The following is a 25,608-nucleotide window of genomic DNA, read 5'->3' on the forward strand; positions in this document are numbered from 1 at the left end:
GCAGTGAGTTAGGCGCTTTCGCTTGCTAACTCGAGGTGGCGTATATTACGCTTTCCTCTTTCAGAGTCAACCCTAATTTTCAGGATTTTTTCTCTTTCTTCCCGGCCGCTGTGTGAAGTGAATCACTTGCGCCGTGTCGATGGAGGCGCATTATAGGGATCCGAGTTTTTTGCACAACCCCTTTTTTGATCTTTTCTTTCTGTTTGCACACTTTTCAGCCCTTCCGGGTGGATCTTGTGCGATCAGGGCCATTTTCCGCAGGATCCGGCGCTGCTGTTGGTTGTAATTCCATCGCCAGAGTCTAGTATTGCCGGTAAATATGATCCCGACGTGAGGCAGCATTATGTCCGATGCAGTACGTTCTTATCTTCAATACACCCCCAAGCTCGGTCAGCGCGTCTTGATCGATCCTTCCAGCGTCGTGATCGGCGACGTCGATCTGGCGGATGACGTCAGCATCTGGCCGCTGGTCGCTATCCGCGGCGACGTCAATGCGGTAAAGATCGGCGCGCGCAGCAATATTCAGGACGGCAGCGTACTGCATGTGACTCACCGTTCCGAACACAACCCAGACGGTTATCCCCTGCTGATTGGGGAAGACGTGACCGTGGGCCATAAAGCGATGCTGCACGGCTGCGCCATCGGCAACCGGGTGCTGGTCGGTATGGGATCGATCCTGTTGGACGGTGTAGTAGTAGAAGACGACGTAATGATTGGTGCCGGCAGTTTGGTGGCGCCGGGCAAGCGCCTGGCGAGCGGCTATCTTTATATGGGCAGCCCGGCACGCCAGGTTCGGCCGTTGACCGCCGCCGAGTTGGAGGGATTGCTTTACTCTTCTAACAACTATGTACGCTGGAAAGACGAATACCTGTCGGAAGATATCTGATGGGCGCCCCGTTCCCTATAAAGAGAACGGGGTAGGATTTATGCCGCCAGCTCGCTGCGCAGCTGGCGCAATACCGGCTCGATCTCTGGCATCACTCCGTGCCAAAGCAGGAAAGCATGCGCCGCCTGCCCCACCAGCATACCCAGCCCATCGGCATATTCCGTTGCCCCCCGCTGCTGCGCCCAGGCCAGGAATGGCGTGACGCCCTGCTGATAGAACATGTCATAACAACGGGTTTTCGCGTTGACTACGCCCGCGGGCAAGGCCGGGATCTCCCCGCTGATGCCGGACGCCGTCGCATTGATCACCAGATCGAACGCTTGCTGATCCAGTTGATCCATCGGCGCCGCCGAGATTTCCCCCAAATGCCGGAAAGCGTGTGCCAACTCTTGAGCCCGGCTGAAGGTGCGGTTGGTGATCGTGAGCCGGCAGCCGAAAGACAGCAGCGGTAGGATCACACCGCGCGCTGCGCCGCCGGCGCCCACCAGCAGAATGCGATCCTGCGGCCGGATCAATTGTTGACGCTGCAGATCGGTCAGCAAACCGACGCCGTCGGTGTTATCCCCCAATAGACCGCCATTCGGCAATACCTTCAGGGTATTGACCGCCCCGGCCATCGCTGCACGCTCGCTCAGCTCGGAGGCGAGCTCATAAGCACGCTCTTTGAAAGGCACCGTGACGTTCGCCCCCAGCCCTCCGGCGTGGATAAACGCCTGCAGGCTGGTTTCAAAACCGTCCAACGGCGCCAACACCGCTCCATAAGGATGCTCAATGCCAGTCTGGGCAGCGAACAGCGCATGAATTCGCGGCGACTTGCTGTGACCAATAGGGTTGCCAAATACCGCAAACTTCTCCATGCCCATTACCTCTAGCCCTGACGGATCTGTTCGCCGGTCAGAGCATCTCTGATTTCGGAAGGATTAAGACGGCCACCCACCTCGCCGGCCAATACCGGGAAAGCAGTGCCGAATTGTCGTGTGACTTCATCCGCACTGCGGCACGGCTCCAACCCACTGAGATTGGCACTGGTCGATACCAGTGGCTTACCGTACTGCCGACACAGCCGCTGCACCAACGGGTGATCGCTAACGCGCACCGCCAGCGAGCTGAAACGCCCGGTCAGTAAACGTGGCGTCTCCGGGCGAGCAGGCAATACCCAGGTTACCGGCCCAGGCCAGCTGGCGAACATCGTCGCGCGCTGCTGTTCGCTGAGCGCACTGTCGTCGATATAAGGCTTAAGCTGCGCATAGTCGGCGGCGATCAGAATCAGCCCCTTTTCCCACGGCCGCTGTTTCAACGCCAGCAGCGCATTGACCGCCTGTTCGCTGTCGGGATCGCACCCCAGGCCGAATACCGCTTCGGTAGGATAGGCAATCACCTGCTGTTGATGCAAAGCATCGATGATAGATACAAGGTTCGGGCTTAATTCTGAGTTCATGATGTGATTATTCTGTAGTCGCGACGGGTTTTCCGCACAGCTTGCTGGCACAGCACAGGACGGGGCCTTTTGCCGTGCGCTTTTCCATCAGCAGCGGATAATGGCAATAGGCACATTCACCGGCGACGGGTTTAACATTGAGGGCAAATTGGCATTCCGGGTAACGATCGCAGGAGTGAAAAACCTTGCCATAGCGCGATTTACGCTGCAGCAGTTTGCCCTGACCGCACTGCGGACAGGTAATGGCGGTTTCGTCAGGCTTATCGATCACTTCAGTGTGATCGCACTGCGGATAATCGCTGCAACCGATAAACATGCCATAGCGCCCCTGGCGCAGCACCAACGTCGCCTGGCACTTCGGGCACTGTTGCCCATCCAGCACCTTGACGATATGCCCGTCGGCCTGCGCTTTCAGCGGGCGAATATATTGGCATTCAGGGTACTGGGAACAGCCGAGGAAGGGGCCATGGCGACCGCTACGGATCACCAACTCGGCCCCGCATTCCGGACAGGGTTCATTTTGCCTGGCGGCAAAAATCGCGTTTTTTGTCATAACGTCTTCTATGCGCGTTATCGGCTCAATGCAGATAACCTTCGTTCACTTCAAACAACAGTTCTTCCATTTGCTGATAGGCGCTTTCATATCCGGGGATATTAAACAGCACCATCAACACGACCCATTTCAGATCTTCGAGATCGAATTCCGCATTATCCAAGGCCATAACGCGGTCGATAACCATTTCACGGGTTTCGAGGTTCAATACCTGAATCTGTTCCAGGAACAGGAGAAAACCACGGCAGCCGGCGTCCAAACGCGCGCTTTCCTCTTCGGTGTAGATCCGCATCGCCAGCGGATCGGCATCCATAAAGTAAGGCGCATTTTGACCTTCTTGCAGGTCAGCCAACTTCTCAAGCCAATTCAACGCGTTGTAGATATCATCCCGATGAAACCCCGCCTGAGCGAGATCATCAGTCAGTTGATCCTGATCGACGCGCATCTCTGGTTCATTGTGGATATAAGTTTCAAACAAGTACATGAGTACGTCGAACATGGCTTGCCCTCCTTATTCGGACATAGCCGCCGGGTACAGCTGCGATCCAACCTGCTAACTCCAGTTCGAGTAACTTGATTACCACCACTGGCACAGGTTGGCCGGCACGTTCAGCGACGACGTCAACAGGTGTCACCTCATCTCCTACGTTAGCCAACACATCGGCAAATGGCAATTCAACTTCAGCCTGCGACGCACAAATAGTTGTATTTTCGTTCAGTGGCAGCCAGTGAAGGCCGCTTCCCAGCAATTCTGCGATATCTTTAGGCCCGGTGACCAGGTGCGCGCCCTGTTGGATCAGCCAATGTGTCCCCTCGCTCATCGGGTTCCCTAACGGCCCCGGCAAGGCGAACACTTCACGCCCCTGCTCCAGCGCATAGCGAGCCGTCACCAGAGTACCGCTGCGCAACGAGGCTTCTATGACCAGAACGCCCTGGCTCAGCCCGCTGATAATACGGTTACGGCGCGGAAAATGGTCGGCCAGAGGTAAATCAGTGACCAAATGATCTGAAATCACCGCGCCGCCCTGCTCGACAATATGCTCCGCGAGCCTGCGGTGCCGGCGTGGATAAACATTGGCCAGTCCGCTGCCCAGCACCGCTACCGTGCAACCCCCGACCGCCAGCGCTGCGCGATGGCAAATGCCGTCGATGCCGATCGCCAAACCGCTGGTGATGGTGAAACCGCAACGCGCCAATTCCTCGGCGAAATAATTGGCCCAACGCTCACCGTAGTGGCTGAACTGCCGGCTGCCAACCATGGCGAGCTGCGGGCGCAGCAACGCCTGAGGATCGCCCTCGATCAGCAGAAACAGCGGCGCATCGTCGATCTGGGCCAGGCGTTCCGGATAACCGGCCGCTCCGTAGTTCAGCATACGGTGCGCCGGCTCCTCCAGCCAACGCAGGGTCGCGGCCAGATAACCGGGATCCACCTGGTTGAACTGCGTCTGCTGCCGTTCGTCCAACCCTAGCTCATGCAGCACGCGGCGAGGCTCGCACCCCATTTGCGATAGCTGCCGCACGAGCCGGCTGGCCACAACGGTCTGCAGCCCCGTTACCCCTCGCATCCGTAAAGCGATCTCTTCCGGCCGCATCGTCTGTTCCCTCAGCAAAAACGGTGGTATTACCAATCTGAGCAATTGGTGCGCAATGCTGTCAATCAGGCCGGGAAATGTCTAGAATAGAGGTTAAACCTCGTTCATTACTCGGATACAGATCTAAAGATATATGTCAGTCTTGCAGGTATTACATTTCCCAGACGAGCGTCTGCGCAAAGTCGCAGCGCCGGTAAAAGAAGTCAATGCAGATATCCAGCGCATCGTGGATGATATGTTTGAAACCATGTACGCAGAGGAAGGCATTGGCCTGGCTGCGACTCAGGTGGATATCCATCAGCGCATTATCGTGATCGACGTCTCCGAGAATCGCGATCAGCGCCTGGTGCTGATCAACCCGGAACTGCTGGAAAAAAGCGGCGAAACCGGCATCGAGGAAGGCTGTCTTTCCATTCCCGAACAGCGTGCGTTGGTACCCCGTGCCGCGCAGGTGAAGATCCGCGCACTGGATCGCGAAGGCAAACCTTTCGAGCTGGAAGCGGACGATCTGTTGGCGATCTGCATCCAGCACGAGATGGATCACCTGATGGGTAAACTGTTCGTCGATTACCTGTCGCCGCTCAAGCGTCAGCGCATTCGTCAGAAACTGGAAAAAATGGCCAAGCTTCAAGCCCGCGCCTAACCGATCAGGAAATCAACGTGTCTGACTCTTTACGGATTATTTTCGCCGGAACACCAGACTTCGCAGCGCGTCATCTTGACGCGCTGTTGTCATCTGAGCACCAGATTGTCGGCGTTTTTACCCAGCCCGACCGCCCGGCGGGCCGCGGCAACAAGCTGACGCCAAGCCCGGTCAAAGTGCTGGCTGAACAACACCAACTGCCGGTCTTCCAGCCCAAATCGCTGCGCCCCGAAGAAAATCAACGCCTGGTGGCCGATCTCCACGCCGACGTGATGGTGGTGGTTGCCTATGGGCTGATCCTGCCGCAGGCGGTGCTGGATATGCCGCGTCTCGGTTGCATCAACGTACATGGCTCGCTGCTGCCTCGCTGGCGCGGCGCGGCACCAATCCAGCGTTCGCTCTGGGCCGGCGACAGCGAAACCGGCGTGACCATCATGCAGATGGACGTAGGTCTCGATACTGGCGACATGATGCACAAGATTGCCTGCCCGATTGAGAGCAGCGATACCAGCGCCAGTCTCTACGACAAGCTGGCACAGCTCGGCCCGCAGGGCATGCTGACTACGCTGCGCCAAATGGCAGACGGCAGCGCCACCCGCGAAGTGCAGGACGAAGCGCTGGTCACCTACGCAGAGAAGCTGAGCAAAGAAGAAGCCCGCCTGGACTGGAATCTGTCCGCCGCTCAGTTGGAGCGTTGTATCCGCGCCTTCAACCCTTGGCCGGTCAGCTACTTCACCATCGACGATCAACCGGTGAAAGTGTGGCAAGCCAGCGTACTGGCGCAAAGCGCCAACGTGGAGCCAGGCACCGTTGTCCATGCCGACAAGCACGGCATTCAGGTGGCGACCGCCGACGGCATCCTCAATCTGATCCAACTGCAGCCCGCCGGCAAGAAACCGATGTCGGCGCAAGACCTTTTAAATTCACGTCGTGAATGGTTTACCCCGGGTAACCGGCTGTAAGTCACCCCACTGCCCGGCCGTTCATCGCCGGGCCGTTATTTTCTTAATGCCGATCGTTATCAGCTTCAGCCTATGAAAAATAATTACAATCTCCGCAGCATCGCTGCCAAAGCCATCGGCCAGGTGCTGGATCAAGGGCAGTCGCTCAGCACCGTCCTGCCGGCGCTCCAAACCACCATCAGCGATAAAGATCGCGGGTTGCTGCAGGAACTGTGTTTCGGCACGCTGCGCGTGCTGCCGCAGCTCGAATGGTGCATTCAGCAATTGATGGCCAAGCCGCTGACCGGCAAGCAGCGTACGCTGCACTATTTGCTGATGGTCGGCCTGTATCAGCTGCTGTATACCCGTATCCCGGCGCACGCCGTATTGGCGGAAACCGTGGAGGGCGCGGTAGCGCTGAAACGCCCGCAGTTGAAAGGCCTGATTAACGGCGTCTTGCGGCAATTCCAGCGCCAGCAGGAAGAGCTGCTGCAGCGCGCCGCCAACAATGACAGCCGCTATCTGCACCCAAGCTGGTTGCTGAAACGCCTTCACCAAGCCTATCCCGCCAACTGGGAACAGATCGTCGACGCCAATAACCAGAAGCCACCGATGTGGCTGCGCGTCAACCGCCTGCATCACACTCGGAAAGCTTATCTGCAGTTGTTGACCGACGCCGGCATCGCCGCAGAACCTCACGCAGACTATGCCGATGCAGTGCGTTTGCTGGCGCCTTGCGCCGTGACCGATCTGCCTGGGTTCGCCGACGGCTGGGTCACCGTGCAAGATGCCTCAGCCCAGGGCTGTGTCGATCTATTGGATCCGCAAGACGGTGAACAGATCCTCGATTTGTGCGCCGCGCCTGGCGGCAAAACCACGCATATTCTGGAAGCGGCACCGAAAGCGCACGTCATGGCGGTCGATATCGACGAACAGCGCCTGGCGCGGGTGAAAGAAAACCTGCAGCGCCTGCGTTTGCATGCCGAAGTTAAGCTGGGTGATGGCCGCACCCCGCAGCAATGGTGCGGTGACAAGCAGTTCGACCGGATCCTGCTGGACGCGCCTTGTTCCGCCACCGGCGTGATCCGCCGTCACCCCGACATCAAATGGCTGCGCCGCGATCGCGACATCGCCGAACTCGCCGCGCTGCAGGCCGACATCCTGGAAGCCGTCTGGCCCCATCTGAAATCGGGCGGCGTGATGGTTTACGCGACCTGCTCTATCCTGCCGGATGAAAACAGCAGCCAGATCGCCGCGTTCTTGCAGCGCCACGCCAATGCCAAACTGGTTGAAACCGGTGATGCGCAGCGGCCAGGGCGGCAGAATATCCCGCATCCCGAGGACGGCGATGGCTTCTTTTACGCTAAGCTGATTAAAATGTAATGCTTCGGGGCGTGCACGCGCGCCCTAAGTCTTTCAGTGTGAAGCAGAGAACACGATGAAAATAATTATTCTTGGTGCCGGTCAGGTTGGCGGGACGCTGGCGGAAAACCTGGTGGGTGAAAACAACGATATCACCGTCGTCGATACCGATTCCGGTCGTCTGCGTCAGCTGCAGGATAAATTCGATCTGCGCGTGGTTCAGGGGCACGGCTCTCACCCTCGAGTGCTGCGCGAAGCCGGCGCGGAAGACGCCGACATGCTGGTCGCCGTCACCAACTCCGACGAAACCAACATGATCGCCTGCCAGATCGCCTATTCTCTGTTTAATACCCCCAACCGTATCGCCCGTATCCGCGCGCCGGAATATATCCGCGAGTCGGAGAAACTGTTCCTGCCGGAAGCGGTGCCGATCGACCATCTGATTTCACCGGAACAGTTGGTCATAGACTATATCTACAAGCTGATTGAGTACCCCGGCGCGTTGCAGGTGGTCAATTTCGCCGAAGGCAAGGTCAGCATCGCCGCGGTTAAAGCCTATTACGGTGGCCCGCTGGTCGGCAATGCGCTCTCTTCGATGCGCGAACACATGCCACATATCGACACCCGCGTCGCCGCAATTTTCCGCCAGGACAGACCGATCAGGCCGCAAGGCTCGACCATTATCGAAGCCGGTGATGAAGTCTTCTTCGTCGCCGCATCACAACACATCCGCGCGGTGATGAGCGAACTGCAGCGGCTGGAAAAACCGTATAAGCGCATCATGATCGTCGGTGGCGGCAACGTCGGCGCCGGCCTGGCCGCCAAGCTGGAAAAAGACTACAACGTCAAACTTATCGAGCGAAACCAGCAACGCGCCGCCGAACTGGCCGAGCAGCTGCACGATACCATCGTGTTCTACGGCGATGCCTCCGACCAGGAGCTGCTGGCCGAAGAGCACGTCGAGCAAGTGGATGTCTTCATCGCTATCACCAACGACGATGAGGCCAACATCATGTCCGCCATGCTGGCCAAGCGCATGGGCGCCAAGAAGGTAATGGTATTGATCCAGCGCCGCGCCTATGTCGATCTGGTGCAAGGCAGCGTGATCGATATTGCCATTTCCCCCCAACAGGCGACCATCTCCGCCCTGTTGGGGCACGTGCGCAAAGCGGATATCGTCAGCGTTTCGTCACTGCGCCGCGGCGTGGCGGAAGCGATCGAAGCGATTGCCCACGGCGATGAAAGCACGTCCAAAGTAGTCGGCCGCATCGTCGAAGACATCAAGCTGCCACCAGGTACCACCATCGGTGCGATCGTGCGTGGCGACGACGTTATCATCGCCAATGGCAACAGCAAAATCGAACAGGGCGATCACGTCATCATGTTTATTACCGACAAGAAATTCGTGCCGGACGTTGAACGCTTGTTCCAACCGAGCCCGTTCTTCTTGTAGAACGAATTTATTAGGCGATGGTCTATAATCGCGTAGTTGTTCTCTGCCTTGGGGAGATAAAACTTCTCTCCTTTTGTGGCAAAGGGAAATTGCTTTGTTAAACTTGAGTTATTAATTCTGCAAGGGGTGCGTTCTATGAGTATGTTGAAAGAGTTTCGCGAATTTGCCATGCGTGGCAACGTGGTCGATTTGGCCGTCGGTGTGATTATCGGTGCTGCATTCGGCAAGATTGTTTCGTCCTTCGTGGCCGATATCATCATGCCACCTCTGGGCTTACTGATCGGCGGCGTCGACTTTAAACAGTTTCATCTGGTATTACGTGAAGCTCAGGGCGCCGTTCCGGCGGTGGTAATGAACTACGGTTCATTCATTCAAACCGTATTCGACTTCGTGATTGTCGCCTTCGCCATCTTCCTGGCGATTAAATTGATGAACAAAATGCGCCGCAAGCAGGAAGAAGCCCCGGCAGCGCCGCCAGCACCTACCGCAGAAGAGAAACTGCTGACGGAAATCCGTGACCTGCTGAGCCAGCAACAGCAGCCAAAACTGTAAAACAGCGTTGGTTACGCCAATAAAAAGCCACCTGACGAAGGTGGCTTTTTTAATGCTTAAAACCAGAAGGCCAGTGGTAACTTATCGTTTGATAGTTTACCACTGGCCTCCCAGTTACCGCCTTTGTTGTGTTTTTCTTTACGCCGATAGCTGCCTTTGCCTTTCACATTCTTTTCTACTCGTTGACGGAATAGCGGATCATGCAGCAGCGCCTCAATGGCGTTATCTTGAATCTGACCTTTAGTGTGACGATATTTCGTCATGATAATGCTCCTGTAAAAGGTGGGGTAATAAAACGGGGCGATAATACTGCCGGCGGTATAAAAATTAAAGTACCGTCAGCAACCTTTTTTGCCTTTTTCATCGCTTGCGCCCTGTTCCAAGGCTTCCAGAATAGAGCAATAATTGCTGGTATGGGCAGTGCCGCAGCAGGCATCACTCAGCCGCTTCAGCGATTCGCGCATACGCGTCAGCTCCGCCAACTTGCTTTCCACTTCGCTCAGGCGCGCATCGACGATCGACTTCGACTCTTGGCAGGTATGATGTTCAGGATCGACACGGATCGACAGCAGCTCGGCGATCGTTTCCAGAGTAAACCCCAGCTGCTTGGCATAGCGAATGAAGCGCAGCCGCTGCAGATCCTGCTCGGTGTAGAGCCGATAACCGCCCTCGGTGCGGACATTGTGATCCATCATGCCCTGCTTTTCATAGTAACGCACGGTATCCGGCGTCACTTCAGCAAGCTTGGCCAACTGACCTATCTTGAACATTACTTCTCCTCTCGGGTGAATTTGCCGTCCAATGCACGCTGATATTCGCCATGCAAGAAATCCGTACTCATCCCAGCCTGACGCAATCGATGCTCCAGCAGCGCCATGCGTTTACTGAGTTCGACATAGTCCGGATGCTCACAGCTAATCCCTTGCAGCAAGCGAGCAACGGTCAACGCCTCTTTGCGATCTTCCAGCTCCGGTGGCAGGTAACCGGCATTTTTCAGCAGACGGTAACCGGCGCGTAGCTCAGCCGGCACCGCGCTGTCATCTTCCAACGTCAACGGTTGGCCCTGGCCGGGCAGATTGTCGAACTCGCCTTTATCCTGGGCATCAAGGATATGACGTTCCGCCCATTGATCGAGCAACCCCATAACAAACAGCCTCGGTAAGCCTAATGATGAAGCCTTAGCATAGCGGATAGGGGCGGGGATCTTAAGCGCAGCGGGAGAATTACGCACATTTGGCTGGGTTTGGACGTAAAAAAACCGGGCAAGCCCGGTTTTTTTACGCGTCTACAGATTACTCTGCAGTTGCTACTTCTGCTTGAGACTCAGCACGATCAACCAGCTCGATGTATGCCATCGGCGCGTTGTCGCCTGCGCGGAAGCCACACTTCAGAATGCGAGTGTAACCACCGGCACGGCTCGCGAAACGCGGGCCCAGCTCGTTAAACAGTTTTGCCACGATCTCGTTATCACGAGTACGGGCGAATGCCAGACGACGATTAGCTACGCTGTCGGTCTTGGCAAGAGTAATCAGCGGCTCAACAACGCGACGCAGCTCTTTTGCTTTTGGCAGGGTCGTCTTGATGATCTCATGACGAACCAAAGAGCCGGCCATGTTACGGAACATAGCCTGGCGATGGCTGCTGTTACGGTTCAGTTGACGACCACTCTTACGATGGCGCATGACCTTATCCTTCTCAGTAAAACCTTAACCTGTGATCCGGTTACTCGTCAGCAATGCTTGCCGGTGGCCAGTTTTCCAGGCGCATGCCCAGAGACAGACCACGTGAGGCCAGCACGTCTTTAATCTCGGTAAGAGATTTTTTACCCAGGTTTGGCGTTTTCAGCAACTCAACCTCGGTACGCTGTACCAGATCACCGATGTAGTGGATAGCTTCTGCCTTGAGGCAGTTAGCAGAGCGGACAGTCAATTCCAGATCGTCAACAGGGCGCAGCAAGATCGGATCGAACTCTGGTTTCTCTTCTTTAACTTCCGGCTGACGTACATCACGCAGGTCAACGAAAGCTTCAAGTTGTTCAGCCAGAATGGTGGCCGCACGGCGGATCGCCTCTTCAGGATCGATCGTGCCATTGGTCTCCATCTCGATGACCAGCTTATCCAAGTCAGTACGCTGTTCTACACGCGCAGCTTCAACATTGTAGGCGATACGCTCTACAGGGCTGTAGCAGGCGTCAACCAACAGACGACCGATTGGGCGCTCATCTTCTTCCGAATGAATTCGGGCAGAAGCCGGCACATAACCGCGACCGCGCTGAACTTTGATACGCATGCTGATAGCCGCGTTCTCATCAGTCAGGTGGCAAATCACGTGCTGAGGCTTGACGATTTCGACATCACCATCATGGGTGATGTCGGCAGCGGTCACAGGGCCAATGCCAGATTTATTCAGGGTAAGAATAACTTCGTCTTTGCCTTGAACTCTCACCGCCAGCCCTTTCAGGTTGAGCAGGATCTCCAGGATATCTTCCTGTACGCCTTCTTTGGTGCTGTACTCATGCAGTACACCATCAATCTCAACCTCGGTCACCGCGCAACCCGGCATAGATGAAAGCAGAATACGGCGCAGTGCGTTGCCAAGAGTATGGCCAAAGCCACGCTCTAAAGGCTCAAGGGTCACCTTGGCGTGCGTCGAACTGACTTGCTCGATATCTACCAGGCGCGGTTTTAGAAACTCTGTCACAGAACCCTGCATTGTGTCCTCTCTTTGGTACTAAGCTTTACTTGGAGTAAAGCTCGACGATCAGGTGTTCGTTAATGTCCGCAGACAGATCGGTACGTTCAGGCATACGCTTGAACACGCCTTCCATCTTAGCAGCATCAACTTCCAGCCAAGTCGGCTTTTCACGCTGCTCAGCCAGCTCCAGAGAAGCTTTAACACGAGACTGCTTTTTAGCTTTCTCGCGGATGCTGACTACGTCATTCGGAGATACCTGATAAGAAGCGATGTTAACAACGTGACCGTTTACCATAACTGCTTTGTGGCTAACCAGCTGACGTGACTCTGCACGAGTAGCGCCGAAGCCCATACGGTAAACAACGTTGTCCAGACGACCTTCCAGCAGCTGCAACAGGTTTTCACCGGTGTTGCCCTTCAGGCGGGTTGCTTCTTTGTAATAGTTACGGAATTGACGCTCCAGAATGCCGTACATACGGCGAACTTTCTGCTTCTCACGCAACTGAACACCGTAATCAGACAGACGCGGTTTACGCGCACCGTGCTGACCAGGTGCTTGTTCAATTTTACACTTGGAATCGATCGCGCGAACGCCAGACTTAAGGAACAGGTCTGTGCCCTCACGACGGCTCAGCTTGAGCTTAGGACCCAAATATCTTGCCATTTTCTTTCTCCAACAATCCTAAAAGCTGCGTTACACGCGGCGCTTTTTCGGCGGACGACAACCGTTATGAGGGATCGGAGTCACATCAGTAATATTAGTGATGCGGAAACCAGCCGCGTTCAGAGCGCGGATAGTAGACTCACGACCAGGACCAGGTCCTTTAACCATAACTTCCAGGTTCTTGATACCGTATTCTTTTACTGCGTCAGCACAACGTTCTGCTGCAACCTGTGCTGCGAACGGAGTGGACTTACGAGAACCACGGAAACCGGAACCACCGGCTGTTGCCCAACCCAAAGCATTACCCTGACGATCAGTGATGGTAACGATGGTGTTGTTGAAAGAAGCATGGATATGAGCCACGCCGTCAGAGACTTGCTTTCTTACACGCTTACGTGTACGAACAGGTGCCTTTGCCATTATTCAATAACCCCGATTATTTCTTGATCGGCTTGCGCGGACCCTTACGGGTACGAGCGTTGGTCTTGGTGCGCTGACCGCGTACCGGCAGACCACGACGATGACGCAAACCACGATAGCAACCAAGGTCCATAAGACGCTTGATGCTCAGGGTAATTTCACGACGCAAATCACCCTCAACGGTGTATTTGGCAACTGCATCACGAAGCTTTTCGATTTGCTCTTCAGACAGCTCACTGATCTTAACATTTTCAGCAATACCCGTGGATGCACAGATAGCCTGTGAACGGGTTTTACCGATACCGAAGATCGACGTTAAGGCGATAACGGTATGTTTATGATCAGGAATGTTAATGCCTGCTATACGGGCCACTATGCACTCCTACTATTTTATACAGCAACACCATTCTGAAAAGCCCGTTTTCAGGATACTCAAATAGTGTTGCAGTGCGACATACAAAAGATTGGCTGGCTAATCTAGCCAGCTCAACCCAACTTTGCAAGAAAAATATGCGAGATAATCAGCCTTGACGCTGTTTATGCTTCGGCTCGGCGCTGCAAATCACACGAACGACACCGTTACGCTTAACGATTTTGCAGTTACGACATAATTTCTTGACGGAAGCACGAACTTTCATTTTTACTCTCCGTAACTTCTCAAACGAATCTGACTAGCGGTTATAGCCTTTCAGATTTGCTTTCTTCAATGCAGACTCGTACTGACTTGACATCATCAGAGTTTGCACTTGAGCCATAAAGTCCATGATGACGACAACCACGATCAGTAGCGAGGTACCACCAAAGTAGAATGGTACTTTCATTGCATCACGCATGAACTCCGGGATCAGGCAGATGAAAGTAATGTACATCGCGCCCACCAGGGTTAAACGCGTCATTACTTTATCGATATACTTCGCCGTTTGCTCTCCCGGACGAATTCCTGGTACGAAGGCACCGGACTTCTTCAGGTTATCTGCTGTCTCACGCGGGTTGAAGACCAACGCCGTGTAGAAGAAACAGAAGAAGATGATTGCAGACGCATAGAGTAACACATAAAGCGGTTGCCCTGGCTGCAAATACAGCGAAATCGTAGTCAGCCAGTTCCAACCGGTACCGCCCCCAAACCATGATGCAATCGTGGCCGGGAACAGAATAATGCTGGAAGCGAAAATCGCCGGGATAACACCCGCCATGTTCACTTTCAACGGTAAGTGTGTACTCTGTGCTGCATAAACACGACGACCTTGTTGACGCTTCGCATAGTTAACGACGATACGACGTTGACCACGCTCGATGAAAACAACGAAGAAGGTTACTGCAAACACCAATACTGCAACCAACAGCAGCAGGAGGAAGTGCAGGTCGCCTTGCCGCGCTTGCTCGATAGTATGGGCCACTGCCGGCGGGAGCCCCGCTACAATACCCGCGAAGATAATGATCGAGATACCGTTGCCGATACCGCGCTCAGTAATCTGCTCACCCAGCCACATCAGGAACATTGTCCCGGTCACCAGGCTCACAACCGCAGTAAAGTAGAATGCAAAGCCTGGGTTTAACACCAGGCCCTGCATACCAGGCATATTCGGCAGACCGGTAGCAATACCGATCGACTGGAATATGGCCAATACCAGCGTACCGTAACGGGTGTACTGGCTAATCTTGCGACGGCCAGCCTCCCCTTCTTTCTTGATTTCGGCCAACGCTGGATGAACCACCGTCAGCAGCTGGATAATGATCGACGCCGAGATATACGGCATGATCCCCAGAGCAAAGATAGAAGCACGGCTGAGGGCACCACCAGAGAACATGTTAAACATTTCAATGATAGTGCCTCTCTGCTGCTCAAGCAATTTGGCAAGCACAGTGGCATCGATACCAGGAATCGGAATGAAAGAGCCGATACGGAAGACAATCAGCGCGCCGATTACAAACAAAAGTCTGCGCTTCAGCTCGCCGAGCCCGCCTTTAGCACTTTGAAAATCTAATCCTGGTTGCTTAGCCATCTGCTACTTATTCCTCAATTTTACCGCCAGCAGCCTCGATAGCAGCACGAGCGCCTTTGGTGACACGCAGACCACGCAGGGTTACCGGACGAGCGACTTCGCCAGAAAGTACAACTTTCGCGAATTCGATCTGGACACCAACTACGTTAGCGGCTTTCAGCGCGTTCAGGTCGATAACATCGCCTTCAACCAGAGCCAGTTCAGACAGACGAACTTCTGCCGTGATCATCGCTTTGCGTGAAGTGAAGCCGAATTTCGGCAGACGACGGTACAGAGGCATCTGACCACCTTCGAAACCACGACGTACGCCACCGCCAGAACGAGACTTCTGACCTTTGTGACCACGGCCGCCGGTTTTACCCAGGCCAGAACCAATACCACGACCTACACGCTTAGGCGCATGCTTGGCACCTTCAGCCGGAGACAGAGTATTTAAACGCATCTGTTACTCCTCAACTTTAACCATGTAGGAAACCAGGTTGACCATACCGCGAACAGCAGGAGTATCCTCGCGCTCTACGGTGTGACCAATACGACGCAGACCCAGACCGAGCAGAGTAGCTTTATGCTTCGGCAGACGGCCAATTGAGCTGCGAGTTTGTGTAACTTTAATAGTCTTAGCCATGGTCAATTACCCCAGAATGTCGGCAACGGATTTACCACGCTTAGCAGCGACCATTTCAGGAGACTTCATATTCGCCAGAGCGTCGATAGTTGCACGAACCACGTTGATCGGGTTAGTGGAACCATAAGCTTTAGCCAATACGTTGTGCACCCCAGCAACTTCGAGAACGGCGCGCATTGCACCACCCGCGATGATACCGGTACCTTCATGAGCAGGCTGCATGAACACGCGAGAACCCGTGTGAGCGCCCTTAACAGGGTGCTGCAGGGTGCCGCTGTTCAGCGCGACGTTCATCATGTTGCGACGGGCTTTTTCCATCGCTTTCTGGATCGCTGCTGGAACTTCGCGTGCTTTGCCGTAGCCAAAACCAACGCGACCGTTACCATCACCAACTACAGTCAGTGCGGTAAAGCTGAAAATACGGCCACCTTTTACGGTTTTAGATACGCGGTTTACCGCGATCAGCTTTTCCTGCAGTTCGCCAGCTTGTTTTTCGATGTGAGCCATCTTAAACCTCTTCCTTAGAACTGAAGGCCAGCTTCACGGGCAGCATCTGCCAGTGCCTGGACTCGACCATGATATTGGAAACCGGAACGGTCAAAGGATACTTTCGCAATCCCTTTTTCCAACGCGCGCTCAGCCAGAGCTTTACCTACGGCTGCTGCTGCGTCTTTGTTACCGGAATACTTCAGTTGCTCCGCGATAGCTTTTTCTAAAGTAGAAGCGGCTACCAGTACTTCAGAACCGTTTGGAGCAATCACCTGTGCGTAAATGTGACGCGGGGTACGATGTACCACCAGGCGGGTTGCACCCAGCTCTTGGAGCTTGCGGCGTGCGCGGGTCGCACGACGGATACGAGCAGATTTCTTATCCATAGTGTTACCTTACTTCTTCTTAGCCTCTTTGGTACGCACGACTTCGTCGGCGTAACGAACACCTTTACCTTTGTAAGGCTCAGGACGACGGTAAGCGCGCAGATCTGCTGCTACCTGGCCAATAACCTGCTTATCAGCGCCTTTCAGCACGATTTCAGTTTGGCTTGGGCATTCAGCAGTGATACCTGCCGGCAGCTGGTGATCGATAGGGTGAGAGAAGCCCAGGGCCAAATTCACCACGTTGCCTTTAACGGCAGCACGATAACCAACACCTACCAGTTGAAGCTTTTTGGTGAAGCCTTCGGTAACACCAACAACCATTGCGTTCAGCAGAGCGCGCGTGGTACCCGCTTGAGCCCATGCGTTAGCAAAACCTTCGCGCGGAGCGAAAGTCAGTGCGTTAGCTTCTTGCTTCACTTCAACGGCGTCGTGGATAGTACGAGTCAACTCGCCGTTTTTACCCTTAATCGAAATAACCTGACCGTTGAGTTTTACCTCTACGCCGGCAGGAATGACGACGGGTGCTTTTGCAACACGAGACATTCTTTCCTCCCGAATTAAGCTACGTAGCAGATAATCTCGCCACCCAGACCAGCCTGGCGAGCTGCACGATCGGTCATAACACCTTTAGAGGTAGAAACAACAGCGATACCCAAACCGGCCATAACTTTTGGCAGCTCATCTTTTTTCTTGTAGATGCGCAGACCTGGACGGCTGATACGTTGAATGCTTTCTACCACAGCTTTGCCCTGGAAGTACTTCAGTACCAGTTCCAGAACAGGCTTGGCGTCGCCTTCGATTTTGAAATCTTCAATAAAACCTTCTTCCTTCAGCACGTTGGCAATTGCCACTTTCAGCTTGGAGGAAGGCATGGTGACCGCAACTTTGTTCGCGGCTTGACCGTTACGGATACGGGTCAGCATATCCGCGATCGGATCTTGCATGCTCATCTGTCTTTACTCCCGTGATTCAATTGGTAATTACCAGCTAGCCTTTTTCAAGCCTGGTACTTCACCGCGCATAGCGGCTTCACGAAGCTTAATACGGCTCAACCCGAATTTGCCCACATAACCATGTGGACGGCCAGTTTGGCGGCAGCGTTTACGCTGACGAGACGGGCTGGAATCACGCGGCAGAGTTTGCAGCTTGAGAACGGCATCCCAACGATCTTCATCGGACGCGTTCACATCAGAGATAATAGCTTTCAGTTCAACGCGTTTTGCAAAGAACTTGTCAGCTAATTTCACGCGCTTGACTTCGCGTGCTTTCATTGATTGCTTAGCCATCAGTAACCCTGCCTTACTTGCGGAACGGGAAGTTAAAAGCAGCCAGCAGCGCGCGGCCTTCATCATCAGATTTCGCAGTAGTGGTAATGGTAATATCCAAACCACGAACGCGATCGACTTTGTCGTAGTCGATTTCTGGGAAGATGATTTGCTCACGCACGCCCATGCTGTAGTTGCCACGGCCATCGAATGACTTGGCGGACAGGCCACGGAAGTCACGGATACGTGGAACAGCAATGGAGATCAGACGCTCAAAGAACTCCCACATGCGTTCGCCACGCAGAGTTACTTTACAGCCGATCGGATAGCCCTGACGGATTTTGAAGCCTGCAACAGATTTGCGGGCTTTGGTGATCAACGGTTTTTGACCGGAGATGGCTGCCAGGTCCGCTGCGGCGTTATCCAGCAGTTTCTTGTCAGCAATCGCTTCACCAACACCCATGTTCAGGGTGATCTTCTCGACCCGAGGGACTTGCATGACAGAGTTGTAATCAAACTGAGACATCAGTTGTTTGACTACCTCGTCTTTGTAGTAATCATGCAGTTTCGCCATCGTATTACTCCAAATTACTTGATAGTTTCGCTGTTAGACTTGAAGAAACGGACTTTTTTGCCCTCTTCGAATCTAAAGCCTACACGGTCAGCCTTGCCGGTAGCCGCGTTGAAGATAGCAATGTTAGAAACCTGAATTGCAGCTTCTTTTTCAACAATGCCGCCTGGTTGGTTCAGAGCCGGAACCGGCTTCTGGTGTTTCTTAACCAGGTTGATGCCTTCAACAATGACCTTGCCAGCAGACAGGACATTTTTTACTTTACCGCGCTTACCTTTGTCTTTCCCGGTAATCACGATAACTTCGTCATCACGACGGATCTTCGCTGCCATGTTCGCTCCTTAGAGTACTTCTGGTGCCAGAGAGATAATTTTCATGAACTTCTCATTACGCAGTTCACGAGTTACCGGCCCAAAAATACGCGTACCGATTGGCTGCTCGCTGTTATTGTTCAAAATAACGCATGCATTGCCATCGAAGCGAATGACAGAACCGTCCGGGCGACGTACACCCTTCTTGGTGCGCACCACTACCGCCTTCAGAACATCGCCTTTCTTCACCTTACCGCGAGGAATTGCTTCCTTGATGGTAATTTTGATGATGTCGCCGACGCCTGCGTAGCGACGGTGCGAGCCACCTAGAACCTTGATACACATTACGCGACGTGCACCGGAGTTGTCGGCGACGTTCAGCATAGTCTGTTCTTGGATCATTTTAGTGCTCCGCTAATGTCAACTACTACTTTAAAGACCCAAGTAAAAATTAGGCCGTTGAAAAGCCCCATAACCGAGGGCGCAGCATTATAACACCGCTTACTTGGTATGGGTAGAAAAAATAAACGGCTCATTTTCTGAGCCGTTTATTAAGTGAGAGCCAGCTACTCTATTACAGAATCGCTTTCTCTACAACGCGAACCAACGTCCAGGACTTAGTCTTGGACAGTGGGCGGCATTCGCGGATTTCCACCACGTCGCCGGTACCACATTCGTTGTTCTCGTCATGTACGTGCAGCTTGGTCGTACGTTTGATGAATTTCCCGTAGATCGGGTGCTTCACAGTACGCTCGATAGCAACAACGATGGATTTCTCCATTTTATCGCTAACAACACGACCCTGCAGGGTACGGATAACTTCAGTCATTTACACACCCGCCTTTTGAGTCAGTAAAGTCTTAACGCGTGCGACGTCACGACGCACTTGTTTCAACAGGTGAGTTTGTTGCAGCTGGCCACTGGCCGCCTGCATGCGCAAGTTGAATTGCTCACGCAGCAGGTTGAGCAGCTCGGCATTCAGCTCTTCAACGCTTTTTTCACGCAGCTCTTGTGCTTTCATTACATCACCGTCTTAGTTACAAAGGTGGTTTTGATCGGCAGTTTCGCTGCTGCCAGTTTGAATGCCTCGCGGGCAACCTCTTCTGGCACGCCGTCCATTTCGTACAGGACCTTACCAGGCTGGATCAGGGCAACCCAATACTCCACGTTACCCTTACCTTTACCCATACGCACTTCCAGCGGCTTCTCGGTGATCGGTTTGTCCGGGAATACACGGATCCAGATCTTGCCTTGACGCTTAACTGCACGAGTCATTGCACGACGAGCTGCTTCGATTTGACGAGCAGTCAGACGGCCACGGCCAACAGCTTTCAGACCGAAAGTGCCGAAGCTAACATCCGTACCTTGCGCCAGACCACGGTTGCGGCCCTTGTGCACCTTACGGAATTTTGTACGCTTTGGTTGTAACATCAGCGACTCTCCTTACTTGCGGCCTTTACGCTGCTGCTTTTTAGGTTGAGCAGCCGGTTCCGGTTGTTCAACTGCAGCCATACCACCCAGGATCTCACCTTTGAAGATCCATACCTTAACGCCGATTACACCATAAGTGGTGTGCGCTTCAGATGTGTTGTAGTCGATGTCCGCACGCAGAGTGTGCAATGGAACACGACCTTCGCGGTACCATTCGGTACGTGCGATTTCAGCGCCGCCAAGACGGCCGCTTACTTCAACTTTGATACCTTTAGCGCCAAGACGCATTGCGTTCTGTACTGCACGCTTCATAGCACGACGGAACATAACGCGACGTTCCAGCTGAGAAGTGATGCTGTCAGCAACCAATTTAGCGTCGAGTTCCGGTTTACGGACTTCGGCGATGTTGATCTGTGCAGGAACGCCAGCGATGTCCGCTACGACCTTGCGCAGTTTTTCGACGTCTTCACCTTTCTTGCCGATAACGATGCCTGGACGAGCAGTGTGAATGGTCACACGGATGCTCTTCGCAGGACGCTCGATAACGATGCGAGAAACGGAAGCTTTCGACAGTTCCTTAGTCAGGAATTGACGAACTTTAAAGTCGCTGTCCAGGTTGTCAGCGAATTCTTTGGTATTCGCATACCAAGTAGAGTTCCAAGGTTTGACAATACCCAGGCGAATACCATTAGGATGTACTTTCTGACCCATTGCTAGTCTCCAGAGTCTCAGCGATCGGACACAACCACAGTAATGTGGCTGGTGCGCTTCAGGATGCGATCTGCACGACCTTTTGCACGCGGCATAATGCGCTTCATGCTTGGGCCTTCGTCTACGAAGATTTTCGTAACTTTCAGATCATCGATGTCAGCGCCATCGTTGTGTTCTGCGTTAGCAATGGCAGACTCCAGCACTTTCTTAACCAGACCAGCAGCTTTCTTGTTGGTGTAGGTCAGAGTTTCCAGAGCTTGCGACACTTTCTTACCGCGAATCAGGTCAGCAACAAGGCGAACCTTCTGAGCAGAAGAACGAGCGTGGCGATGTTTAGCGATAGTTTCCATCTCTTCCTCCTACCTTAGCGCTTTTTAGCTTTTTTATCAGCCGCATGGCCGCGATAAGTACGAGTCGGCGCGAATTCACCCAGTTTGTGACCGACCATTTCATCGGAAACGAACACTGGTACGTGCTGACGACCATTATGGACAGCGATGGTCAAACCGATCATGTTAGGAAAGATCGTTGAACGACGGGACCAAGTGCGCAAAGGCTTCTTGTCACCGCTTTCCACCGCTTTCTCTACCTTCTTCAGCAAGTGCAGGTCAATAAAAGGACCTTTCTTGAGAGAACGTGGCATGGCTTATCCTCTAATTATTTTTTGCTACGGCGACGTACGATGAACTTATCAGTACGCTTGTTGCTACGGGTCTTCTTACCTTTGGTCTGAACGCCCCACGGAGTTACCGGGTGCTTACCAAAGTTACGACCTTCACCACCACCGTGCGGGTGATCTACCGGGTTCATCGCCGTACCGCGAACGGTAGGACGAACACCACGCCAACGTGCAGCACCTGCTTTACCCAGAACGCGAAGCATGTGTTCAGCGTTACCGACTTCACCCAGGGTGGCGCGGCAATCAGCTGGAACTTTACGCATTTCGCCGGAGCGCAGACGCAGAGTTACGTAGGAACCATCACGAGCAACGATCTGAACGTAGGCGCCAGCGGAGCGAGCCATCTGGCCGCCTTTACCTGGTTTCATTTCTACGTTGTGAACCGTTGAACCAACTGGAATGTTGCGCATCGGCAGGGTGTTACCCGCTTTGATTGCAGCATCAACGCCAGATTGAATCTGGTCACCAGCTTTCAGGCCTTTCGGCGCCAGGATGTAACGGCGTTCGCCGTCTTTGTACAGAACCAGCGCGATGTTCGCGGAACGGTTCGGATCGTACTCCAGACGCTCAACCACAGCAGGGATACCGTCTTTGTTGCGCTTGAAGTCAACCAGACGATAATGTTGCTTGTGGCCACCACCGATATGACGGGTGGTGATACGGCCATTGTTGTTACGACCACCGCTTTTGCTCAGTTTTTCCAGCAGCGGGGCATAAGGTTTACCCTTGTGCAGCTCAGGGTTAACCACTTTAACAACGTGGCGACGACCCGGAGATGTAGGTTTACATTTAACAATTGCCATTGTTCTTACTCCTCCGACTTACTCTGCGCCGCCGATGAAGTCCAGATTCTGGCCTTCTTTCAGGGTGACGTAAGCTTTTTTCCAGTCGCTACGACGACCAACACGCTGACCGTGACGCTTCACTTTCCCTTTAACTACCAGGGTGTTCACGTCTTTGACTTCGACTTCAAACAGTTTCTGCACTGCAGCTTTGATTTCTGCTTTGGTCGCGTCTTTGGCAACTTTGAGAACGATGGTGTTGCTTTTTTCCATCGCAGCGGATGCTTTTTCAGATACGTGCGGTGCACGCAGCACTTTCAGCAAACGTTCTTCACGGATCATGCCAGCATCTCCTCAACTTGCTTCACAGCATCAGCAGTCATAACCACTTTGTCGAAGGCGATCAGGCTAACCGGATCGATACCTGCTACATCGCGCACGTCAACCTTGTACAGGTTGCGAGCTGCCAGGAACAGATTCTCATCCAGTTCACCGGTCACGATCAGCACGTCTTCCAGAGCCATATCTTTCAGTTTCTGTGCCAGCAGCTTAGTTTTAGGCGCTTCTACAGAGAACTTCTCGACAACGATCAGACGATCTTGACGTACCAGTTCGGACAGGATGCTTTTCAGCGCGCCGCGGTACATCTTTTTGTTTACTTTCTGACTGTGGTCCTGTGGCTTAGCAGCAAAGGTCACGCCGCCTGAACGCCAGATCGGGCTCTTTACAGAACCTGAACGCGCACGGCCGGTGCCTTTCTGACGCCATGGCTTTTTGCCGGAACCAGTTACTTCAGCACGGGTCTTCTGAGCACGAGTACCTTGACGGGCACCTGCTGCATAAGCAACAACAACCTGGTGTACCAGCGCTTCGTTGAAATCACGACCGAAGGTAGTTTCGGAAACAGTCAGCGCGCTTTGCGCGTCTTTCAATACTAATTCCATTGCTATCCCCTTACGCCTTCACAGCTGGTTTAACGATCAGGTTGCCACCGGTTGCGCCCGGTACAGCACCCTTAACCAGCAGCAGGTTGCGCTCAGCGTCAACACGTACTACGTCCAGGCTTTGAACGGTTACGCGCTCATCACCCAGGTGGCCAGCCATTTTCTTGCCTTTGAACACTTTGCCCGGAGTCTGGTTCTGACCGATAGAACCCGGAACGCGGTGAGACAAGGAGTTACCGTGGGTAGCGTCTTGGGTACGGAAGTTCCAGCGCTTAACAGTGCCAGCAAAACCTTTACCTTTAGAAGTACCGGTAACATCGACTTTTTTAACGTCAGCGAAGATTTCTACGCTAATTTCCTGACCTGCAGCGAACTCTTGACCTTCTTCAAGGCGGAATTCCCACAGACCACGGCCAGCTTCAACGCCAGCTTTAGCGAAATGGCCCGCTTCCGGCTTGGTTACACGGTTAGCTTTTTTGCTACCAGTGGTAACCTGAACGGCACGGTAACCGTCGGTGTCCAGGCTTTTAACCTGAGTCACGCGGTTCGCTTCAATTTCAATTACGGTTACTGGGATAGAAACGCCATCTTCAGTGAAGATACGGGTCATACCCACTTTTTTACCGACTAAACCAATCATTGTTTCAACCTCTCAATCGCTCAATGACCTGATTAACCCAGGCTGATCTGCACGTCTACACCGGCAGCCAGATCCAGACGCATCAGAGCATCAACGGTTTTCTCGGTTGGCTCAACGATGTCAACCAGACGCTTGTGAGTGCGAATCTCGTACTGATCGCGCGCGTCTTTGTTGACGTGCGGAGAGATCAGAACGGTAAAGCGCTCTTTGCGAGTTGGCAGCGGGATCGGACCACGGACTTGCGCACCAGTGCGCTTTGCAGTCTCGACGATTTCCGCGGTTGATTGATCGATCAGACGATGATCAAACGCTTTCAGGCGGATACGGATTCTTTGGTTCTGCATGAGACCAGAGCTCCAATTATTTATAAACGTAAATAATTACTCCTCACACCCATTTCGATTGATGGGGGAGTGTAATCGTCAACATATAACCCCCATATCGGGAGTATTGTTCGAAAGGCAAAAAAGGCCTGCCAATCGACTGATTCGCTAAAATCAGGCTTACCAAGATTAGGTAAGCCCGCGCATTATACGCAAAATGGCCCAGGAAGCAAGCCGCAGTTGGAAATATGCTCAGGAAATCGTCATTTTTGCGCGTTCAGCGGCAGTCGCGAGATGAGGACGGCTAACAGGGTATGAATTATGCTTGGCGGGGAAGCTCCCCTGCCCCACCGTAAAAACGGTCGCCGGCAGGAGAGACGATGACGAACGGAAGACAGGCTTACTCTTTGCGCTCTAGAACCTGGGCCTGGGCATAGTTTTGAATACCGAGGCGAGCGATCAGATCCAGCTCGGTTTCCAGCCAGTCGATATGCTCTTCTTCATCAGCCAGGATATCGATCATCAAATCGCGGCTGACGTAATCATGAATCGAGTCGGCATAGGCGATACCTTCACGCAGGTTTTTAGCGCCTGCCAGCTCCAGCGCCAGATCGGAACGCAGCATCTCTTCAATGTCTTCGCCGATGTTCAGCTTGCCGAGATCCTGCAGGTTAGGGAGCCCTTCCAGGAACAGGATACGCTCGATGTAGCGATCGGCATGCTTCATTTCGTCGATCGACTCGTGGTATTCCTTGTCGTTGAGGCGCATTAAGCCCCAATTCTTGAACATGCGGGCGTGCAGGAAATATTGATTGATGGCAACCAGCTCGTTGCCGAGCAGCTTGTTGAGGTGAGCAATGATCTTTTTATCGCCTTTCATAGGTAACTCCTCCTGGCCAGTTCTAAAAGTGTAGAACCTGTAAGCCAAGAGTCAAAAATAACCTTACCCTTTGTTAGGCAACTTCATGCATTGGGATGATAGTTCCGCGTTCCTCCACCATAATCTGTCTTGCCTGACGAATGCACTTTCCACAATCGGTACCAATCGGCACAAGTTCACGCAGCTGCTTCATGGTATGGGGATTGTGCTGACGCACCGCATTACGGATCGCTTTGTCAGTCACCGCATTACACAGACATACATACATAGAGAGACTCACTTCTTAACCAATGCATTGAGTCTAAATAGGAATGGTTTTTATTTCAATTAAGATTTGAACAAATTGCATAAAAAAAGGGCACCGAAGTGC

Annotated in this window: 44 protein-coding genes; 6 read left to right on the top strand and 38 right to left on the bottom strand. The window is 53.4% G+C overall.

The features are described from left to right. Positions 1-343 precede the first annotated feature (343 nt). A complete protein-coding gene (locus ACUXAC_RS22990; RefSeq protein WP_004929699.1) occupies positions 344-886 on the top strand; it encodes a gamma carbonic anhydrase family protein in 543 nt (180 codons plus the stop codon). Positions 887-924: 38 nt separating this feature from the next. Here ACUXAC_RS22990 and aroE read toward each other — a convergent pair whose 3' ends face one another. Genes aroE through dprA form a run of 5 tightly spaced genes read right to left on the bottom strand, consistent with a single transcriptional unit; the run spans position 925 to position 4,469 of the window. Continuing rightward, positions 925-1,743, bottom strand: a complete 819-nt coding sequence (aroE, locus tag ACUXAC_RS22995) for a shikimate dehydrogenase (RefSeq protein WP_087762906.1) — start codon at positions 1,741-1,743, stop codon at positions 925-927. A gap of 11 nt (positions 1,744-1,754) precedes the next feature. Continuing rightward, positions 1,755-2,324, bottom strand: a complete 570-nt coding sequence (gene tsaC / locus ACUXAC_RS23000) for an L-threonylcarbamoyladenylate synthase type 1 TsaC (RefSeq protein ID WP_047729720.1) — start codon at positions 2,322-2,324, stop codon at positions 1,755-1,757. A 7-nt stretch (positions 2,325-2,331) separates the two neighbouring features. After that, on the bottom strand, positions 2,332-2,877 hold the full coding sequence (locus ACUXAC_RS23005; protein WP_019456195.1) for a DNA topoisomerase family protein: 546 nt from the start codon (positions 2,875-2,877) through the stop codon (positions 2,332-2,334). Positions 2,878-2,902: 25 nt separating this feature from the next. After that, positions 2,903-3,376 carry a DUF494 family protein Smg gene (smg, locus tag ACUXAC_RS23010; RefSeq protein ID WP_033650013.1) on the bottom strand — a complete coding sequence of 158 codons (474 nt, stop codon included), beginning with the start codon at positions 3,374-3,376 and terminating at the stop codon, positions 2,903-2,905. Further along, positions 3,348-4,469 carry a DNA-protecting protein DprA gene (gene dprA, locus ACUXAC_RS23015; protein ID WP_060441500.1) on the bottom strand — a complete coding sequence of 374 codons (1,122 nt, stop codon included), beginning with the start codon at positions 4,467-4,469 and terminating at the stop codon, positions 3,348-3,350. The genes smg and dprA overlap by 29 nt, the downstream gene beginning before the upstream one ends. 133 nt (positions 4,470-4,602) lie before the next feature. Between dprA and def the strand changes: the two genes are divergently transcribed. From def to mscL, 5 genes are all read left to right on the top strand, one after another. Further along, positions 4,603-5,112, top strand: a complete 510-nt coding sequence (gene def / locus ACUXAC_RS23020; RefSeq protein ID WP_015379260.1) for a peptide deformylase — start codon at positions 4,603-4,605, stop codon at positions 5,110-5,112. A gap of 17 nt (positions 5,113-5,129) precedes the next feature. Further along, positions 5,130-6,074, top strand: coding sequence for a methionyl-tRNA formyltransferase (gene fmt / locus ACUXAC_RS23025; protein WP_387445064.1), 945 nt, complete (start codon positions 5,130-5,132; stop codon positions 6,072-6,074). A gap of 72 nt (positions 6,075-6,146) precedes the next feature. Then, complete coding sequence (rsmB, locus tag ACUXAC_RS23030) at positions 6,147-7,436, top strand: 16S rRNA (cytosine(967)-C(5))-methyltransferase RsmB (RefSeq protein WP_387445066.1); 1,290 nt, start codon at positions 6,147-6,149, stop codon at positions 7,434-7,436. Between the two features lie 55 nt (positions 7,437-7,491). Beyond that, positions 7,492-8,868 carry a Trk system potassium transporter TrkA gene (gene trkA, locus ACUXAC_RS23035; protein ID WP_004929716.1) on the top strand — a complete coding sequence of 459 codons (1,377 nt, stop codon included), beginning with the start codon at positions 7,492-7,494 and terminating at the stop codon, positions 8,866-8,868. A gap of 135 nt (positions 8,869-9,003) precedes the next feature. Next, entirely contained in the window at positions 9,004-9,420 is a 417-nt protein-coding gene (gene mscL, locus ACUXAC_RS23040; RefSeq protein ID WP_025304493.1) for a large-conductance mechanosensitive channel protein MscL, read from the top strand. A 56-nt stretch (positions 9,421-9,476) separates the two neighbouring features. Here the strand turns inward: mscL and ACUXAC_RS23045 are convergent, their stop codons facing one another. From ACUXAC_RS23045 to bfd, 33 genes are all read right to left on the bottom strand, one after another. Beyond that, the gene (locus ACUXAC_RS23045) at positions 9,477-9,683 is read right to left on the bottom strand and encodes an alternative ribosome-rescue factor A (RefSeq protein ID WP_047729715.1); all 207 of its coding nucleotides are present in this window, start codon (positions 9,681-9,683) and stop codon (positions 9,477-9,479) included. Positions 9,684-9,758: 75 nt separating this feature from the next. Next, a complete protein-coding gene (gene zntR / locus ACUXAC_RS23050) occupies positions 9,759-10,190 on the bottom strand; it encodes a Zn(2+)-responsive transcriptional regulator (protein WP_033636251.1) in 432 nt (143 codons plus the stop codon). Then, positions 10,190-10,564, bottom strand: a complete 375-nt coding sequence (locus tag ACUXAC_RS23055) for a DnaJ family domain-containing protein (protein WP_387445069.1) — start codon at positions 10,562-10,564, stop codon at positions 10,190-10,192. Before ACUXAC_RS23055 ends, zntR begins: the two co-directional genes overlap by 1 nt. Before the next feature lie 148 nt (positions 10,565-10,712). Next, positions 10,713-11,102 (bottom strand): 50S ribosomal protein L17, encoded by a 390-nt coding sequence (gene rplQ, locus ACUXAC_RS23060; RefSeq protein WP_004929726.1) that lies wholly within the window; start codon positions 11,100-11,102, stop codon positions 10,713-10,715. Between the two features lie 40 nt (positions 11,103-11,142). After that, positions 11,143-12,132: a DNA-directed RNA polymerase subunit alpha gene (locus ACUXAC_RS23065; protein WP_002919219.1), complete on the bottom strand. Its 990-nt coding sequence runs from the start codon at positions 12,130-12,132 to the stop codon at positions 11,143-11,145. 25 nt (positions 12,133-12,157) lie between these two features. After that, positions 12,158-12,778 carry a 30S ribosomal protein S4 gene (rpsD, locus tag ACUXAC_RS23070; protein WP_025304496.1) on the bottom strand — a complete coding sequence of 207 codons (621 nt, stop codon included), beginning with the start codon at positions 12,776-12,778 and terminating at the stop codon, positions 12,158-12,160. A 30-nt stretch (positions 12,779-12,808) separates the two neighbouring features. Continuing rightward, positions 12,809-13,198, bottom strand: coding sequence for a 30S ribosomal protein S11 (rpsK, locus tag ACUXAC_RS23075; RefSeq protein WP_004929731.1), 390 nt, complete (start codon positions 13,196-13,198; stop codon positions 12,809-12,811). A 16-nt stretch (positions 13,199-13,214) separates the two neighbouring features. After that, the gene (gene rpsM, locus ACUXAC_RS23080) at positions 13,215-13,571 is read right to left on the bottom strand and encodes a 30S ribosomal protein S13 (protein WP_004929734.1); all 357 of its coding nucleotides are present in this window, start codon (positions 13,569-13,571) and stop codon (positions 13,215-13,217) included. Between the two features lie 148 nt (positions 13,572-13,719). Then, a complete protein-coding gene (gene rpmJ / locus ACUXAC_RS23085; protein WP_002227352.1) occupies positions 13,720-13,836 on the bottom strand; it encodes a 50S ribosomal protein L36 in 117 nt (38 codons plus the stop codon). 33 nt (positions 13,837-13,869) lie between these two features. Continuing rightward, positions 13,870-15,201 (bottom strand): preprotein translocase subunit SecY, encoded by a 1,332-nt coding sequence (gene secY, locus ACUXAC_RS23090; protein ID WP_004929740.1) that lies wholly within the window; start codon positions 15,199-15,201, stop codon positions 13,870-13,872. A 7-nt stretch (positions 15,202-15,208) separates the two neighbouring features. Further along, positions 15,209-15,643 (bottom strand): 50S ribosomal protein L15, encoded by a 435-nt coding sequence (rplO, locus tag ACUXAC_RS23095; RefSeq protein ID WP_004929742.1) that lies wholly within the window; start codon positions 15,641-15,643, stop codon positions 15,209-15,211. Between the two features lie 3 nt (positions 15,644-15,646). Further along, entirely contained in the window at positions 15,647-15,826 is a 180-nt protein-coding gene (rpmD, locus tag ACUXAC_RS23100) for a 50S ribosomal protein L30 (RefSeq protein ID WP_048232028.1), read from the bottom strand. Between the two features lie 6 nt (positions 15,827-15,832). Next, a complete protein-coding gene (rpsE, locus tag ACUXAC_RS23105; protein ID WP_004929747.1) occupies positions 15,833-16,333 on the bottom strand; it encodes a 30S ribosomal protein S5 in 501 nt (166 codons plus the stop codon). Positions 16,334-16,347: 14 nt separating this feature from the next. After that, entirely contained in the window at positions 16,348-16,701 is a 354-nt protein-coding gene (rplR, locus tag ACUXAC_RS23110) for a 50S ribosomal protein L18 (RefSeq protein WP_004929748.1), read from the bottom strand. A 9-nt stretch (positions 16,702-16,710) separates the two neighbouring features. Next, positions 16,711-17,244 carry a 50S ribosomal protein L6 gene (rplF, locus tag ACUXAC_RS23115; protein WP_004929751.1) on the bottom strand — a complete coding sequence of 178 codons (534 nt, stop codon included), beginning with the start codon at positions 17,242-17,244 and terminating at the stop codon, positions 16,711-16,713. A 14-nt stretch (positions 17,245-17,258) separates the two neighbouring features. Then, positions 17,259-17,651 (bottom strand): 30S ribosomal protein S8, encoded by a 393-nt coding sequence (gene rpsH / locus ACUXAC_RS23120; protein ID WP_004929753.1) that lies wholly within the window; start codon positions 17,649-17,651, stop codon positions 17,259-17,261. A 30-nt stretch (positions 17,652-17,681) separates the two neighbouring features. Continuing rightward, positions 17,682-17,987: a 30S ribosomal protein S14 gene (rpsN, locus tag ACUXAC_RS23125; protein WP_019456186.1), complete on the bottom strand. Its 306-nt coding sequence runs from the start codon at positions 17,985-17,987 to the stop codon at positions 17,682-17,684. Positions 17,988-18,000: 13 nt separating this feature from the next. Next, on the bottom strand, positions 18,001-18,540 hold the full coding sequence (gene rplE, locus ACUXAC_RS23130; RefSeq protein WP_004929756.1) for a 50S ribosomal protein L5: 540 nt from the start codon (positions 18,538-18,540) through the stop codon (positions 18,001-18,003). Positions 18,541-18,554: 14 nt separating this feature from the next. After that, on the bottom strand, positions 18,555-18,869 hold the full coding sequence (rplX, locus tag ACUXAC_RS23135; protein WP_019456185.1) for a 50S ribosomal protein L24: 315 nt from the start codon (positions 18,867-18,869) through the stop codon (positions 18,555-18,557). 9 nt (positions 18,870-18,878) lie between these two features. Continuing rightward, entirely contained in the window at positions 18,879-19,250 is a 372-nt protein-coding gene (rplN, locus tag ACUXAC_RS23140; RefSeq protein WP_000613954.1) for a 50S ribosomal protein L14, read from the bottom strand. A 172-nt stretch (positions 19,251-19,422) separates the two neighbouring features. Continuing rightward, positions 19,423-19,677, bottom strand: coding sequence for a 30S ribosomal protein S17 (rpsQ, locus tag ACUXAC_RS23145; RefSeq protein ID WP_004929760.1), 255 nt, complete (start codon positions 19,675-19,677; stop codon positions 19,423-19,425). After that, on the bottom strand, positions 19,678-19,869 hold the full coding sequence (gene rpmC / locus ACUXAC_RS23150; RefSeq protein WP_004929762.1) for a 50S ribosomal protein L29: 192 nt from the start codon (positions 19,867-19,869) through the stop codon (positions 19,678-19,680). Next, positions 19,869-20,279, bottom strand: a complete 411-nt coding sequence (gene rplP, locus ACUXAC_RS23155) for a 50S ribosomal protein L16 (protein ID WP_004929764.1) — start codon at positions 20,277-20,279, stop codon at positions 19,869-19,871. The genes rpmC and rplP overlap by 1 nt, the downstream gene beginning before the upstream one ends. A 12-nt stretch (positions 20,280-20,291) precedes the next feature. Continuing rightward, positions 20,292-20,990 carry a 30S ribosomal protein S3 gene (gene rpsC / locus ACUXAC_RS23160; protein ID WP_004929766.1) on the bottom strand — a complete coding sequence of 233 codons (699 nt, stop codon included), beginning with the start codon at positions 20,988-20,990 and terminating at the stop codon, positions 20,292-20,294. A gap of 17 nt (positions 20,991-21,007) precedes the next feature. Next, positions 21,008-21,340, bottom strand: a complete 333-nt coding sequence (rplV, locus tag ACUXAC_RS23165) for a 50S ribosomal protein L22 (RefSeq protein ID WP_002223844.1) — start codon at positions 21,338-21,340, stop codon at positions 21,008-21,010. A gap of 14 nt (positions 21,341-21,354) precedes the next feature. Beyond that, positions 21,355-21,633 (bottom strand): 30S ribosomal protein S19, encoded by a 279-nt coding sequence (gene rpsS / locus ACUXAC_RS23170; protein ID WP_004929772.1) that lies wholly within the window; start codon positions 21,631-21,633, stop codon positions 21,355-21,357. A gap of 14 nt (positions 21,634-21,647) precedes the next feature. Continuing rightward, the gene (gene rplB / locus ACUXAC_RS23175) at positions 21,648-22,472 is read right to left on the bottom strand and encodes a 50S ribosomal protein L2 (protein ID WP_004929775.1); all 825 of its coding nucleotides are present in this window, start codon (positions 22,470-22,472) and stop codon (positions 21,648-21,650) included. A gap of 18 nt (positions 22,473-22,490) precedes the next feature. Beyond that, positions 22,491-22,793, bottom strand: a complete 303-nt coding sequence (gene rplW / locus ACUXAC_RS23180; RefSeq protein WP_004929776.1) for a 50S ribosomal protein L23 — start codon at positions 22,791-22,793, stop codon at positions 22,491-22,493. After that, a complete protein-coding gene (rplD, locus tag ACUXAC_RS23185) occupies positions 22,790-23,395 on the bottom strand; it encodes a 50S ribosomal protein L4 (protein ID WP_004929779.1) in 606 nt (201 codons plus the stop codon). The genes rplW and rplD overlap by 4 nt, the downstream gene beginning before the upstream one ends. 10 nt (positions 23,396-23,405) lie before the next feature. Further along, positions 23,406-24,035 carry a 50S ribosomal protein L3 gene (rplC, locus tag ACUXAC_RS23190; RefSeq protein ID WP_015379265.1) on the bottom strand — a complete coding sequence of 210 codons (630 nt, stop codon included), beginning with the start codon at positions 24,033-24,035 and terminating at the stop codon, positions 23,406-23,408. Between the two features lie 32 nt (positions 24,036-24,067). Next, entirely contained in the window at positions 24,068-24,379 is a 312-nt protein-coding gene (gene rpsJ, locus ACUXAC_RS23195) for a 30S ribosomal protein S10 (RefSeq protein WP_001181005.1), read from the bottom strand. A 379-nt stretch (positions 24,380-24,758) separates the two neighbouring features. Next, positions 24,759-25,238, bottom strand: coding sequence for a bacterioferritin (gene bfr / locus ACUXAC_RS23200; RefSeq protein ID WP_060424586.1), 480 nt, complete (start codon positions 25,236-25,238; stop codon positions 24,759-24,761). 73 nt (positions 25,239-25,311) lie between these two features. Continuing rightward, positions 25,312-25,506, bottom strand: a complete 195-nt coding sequence (bfd, locus tag ACUXAC_RS23205) for a bacterioferritin-associated ferredoxin (RefSeq protein ID WP_015379266.1) — start codon at positions 25,504-25,506, stop codon at positions 25,312-25,314. Positions 25,507-25,608 lie beyond the last annotated feature (102 nt).

This window comes from Serratia sp. 121840015-1 (genome assembly GCF_053627655.1).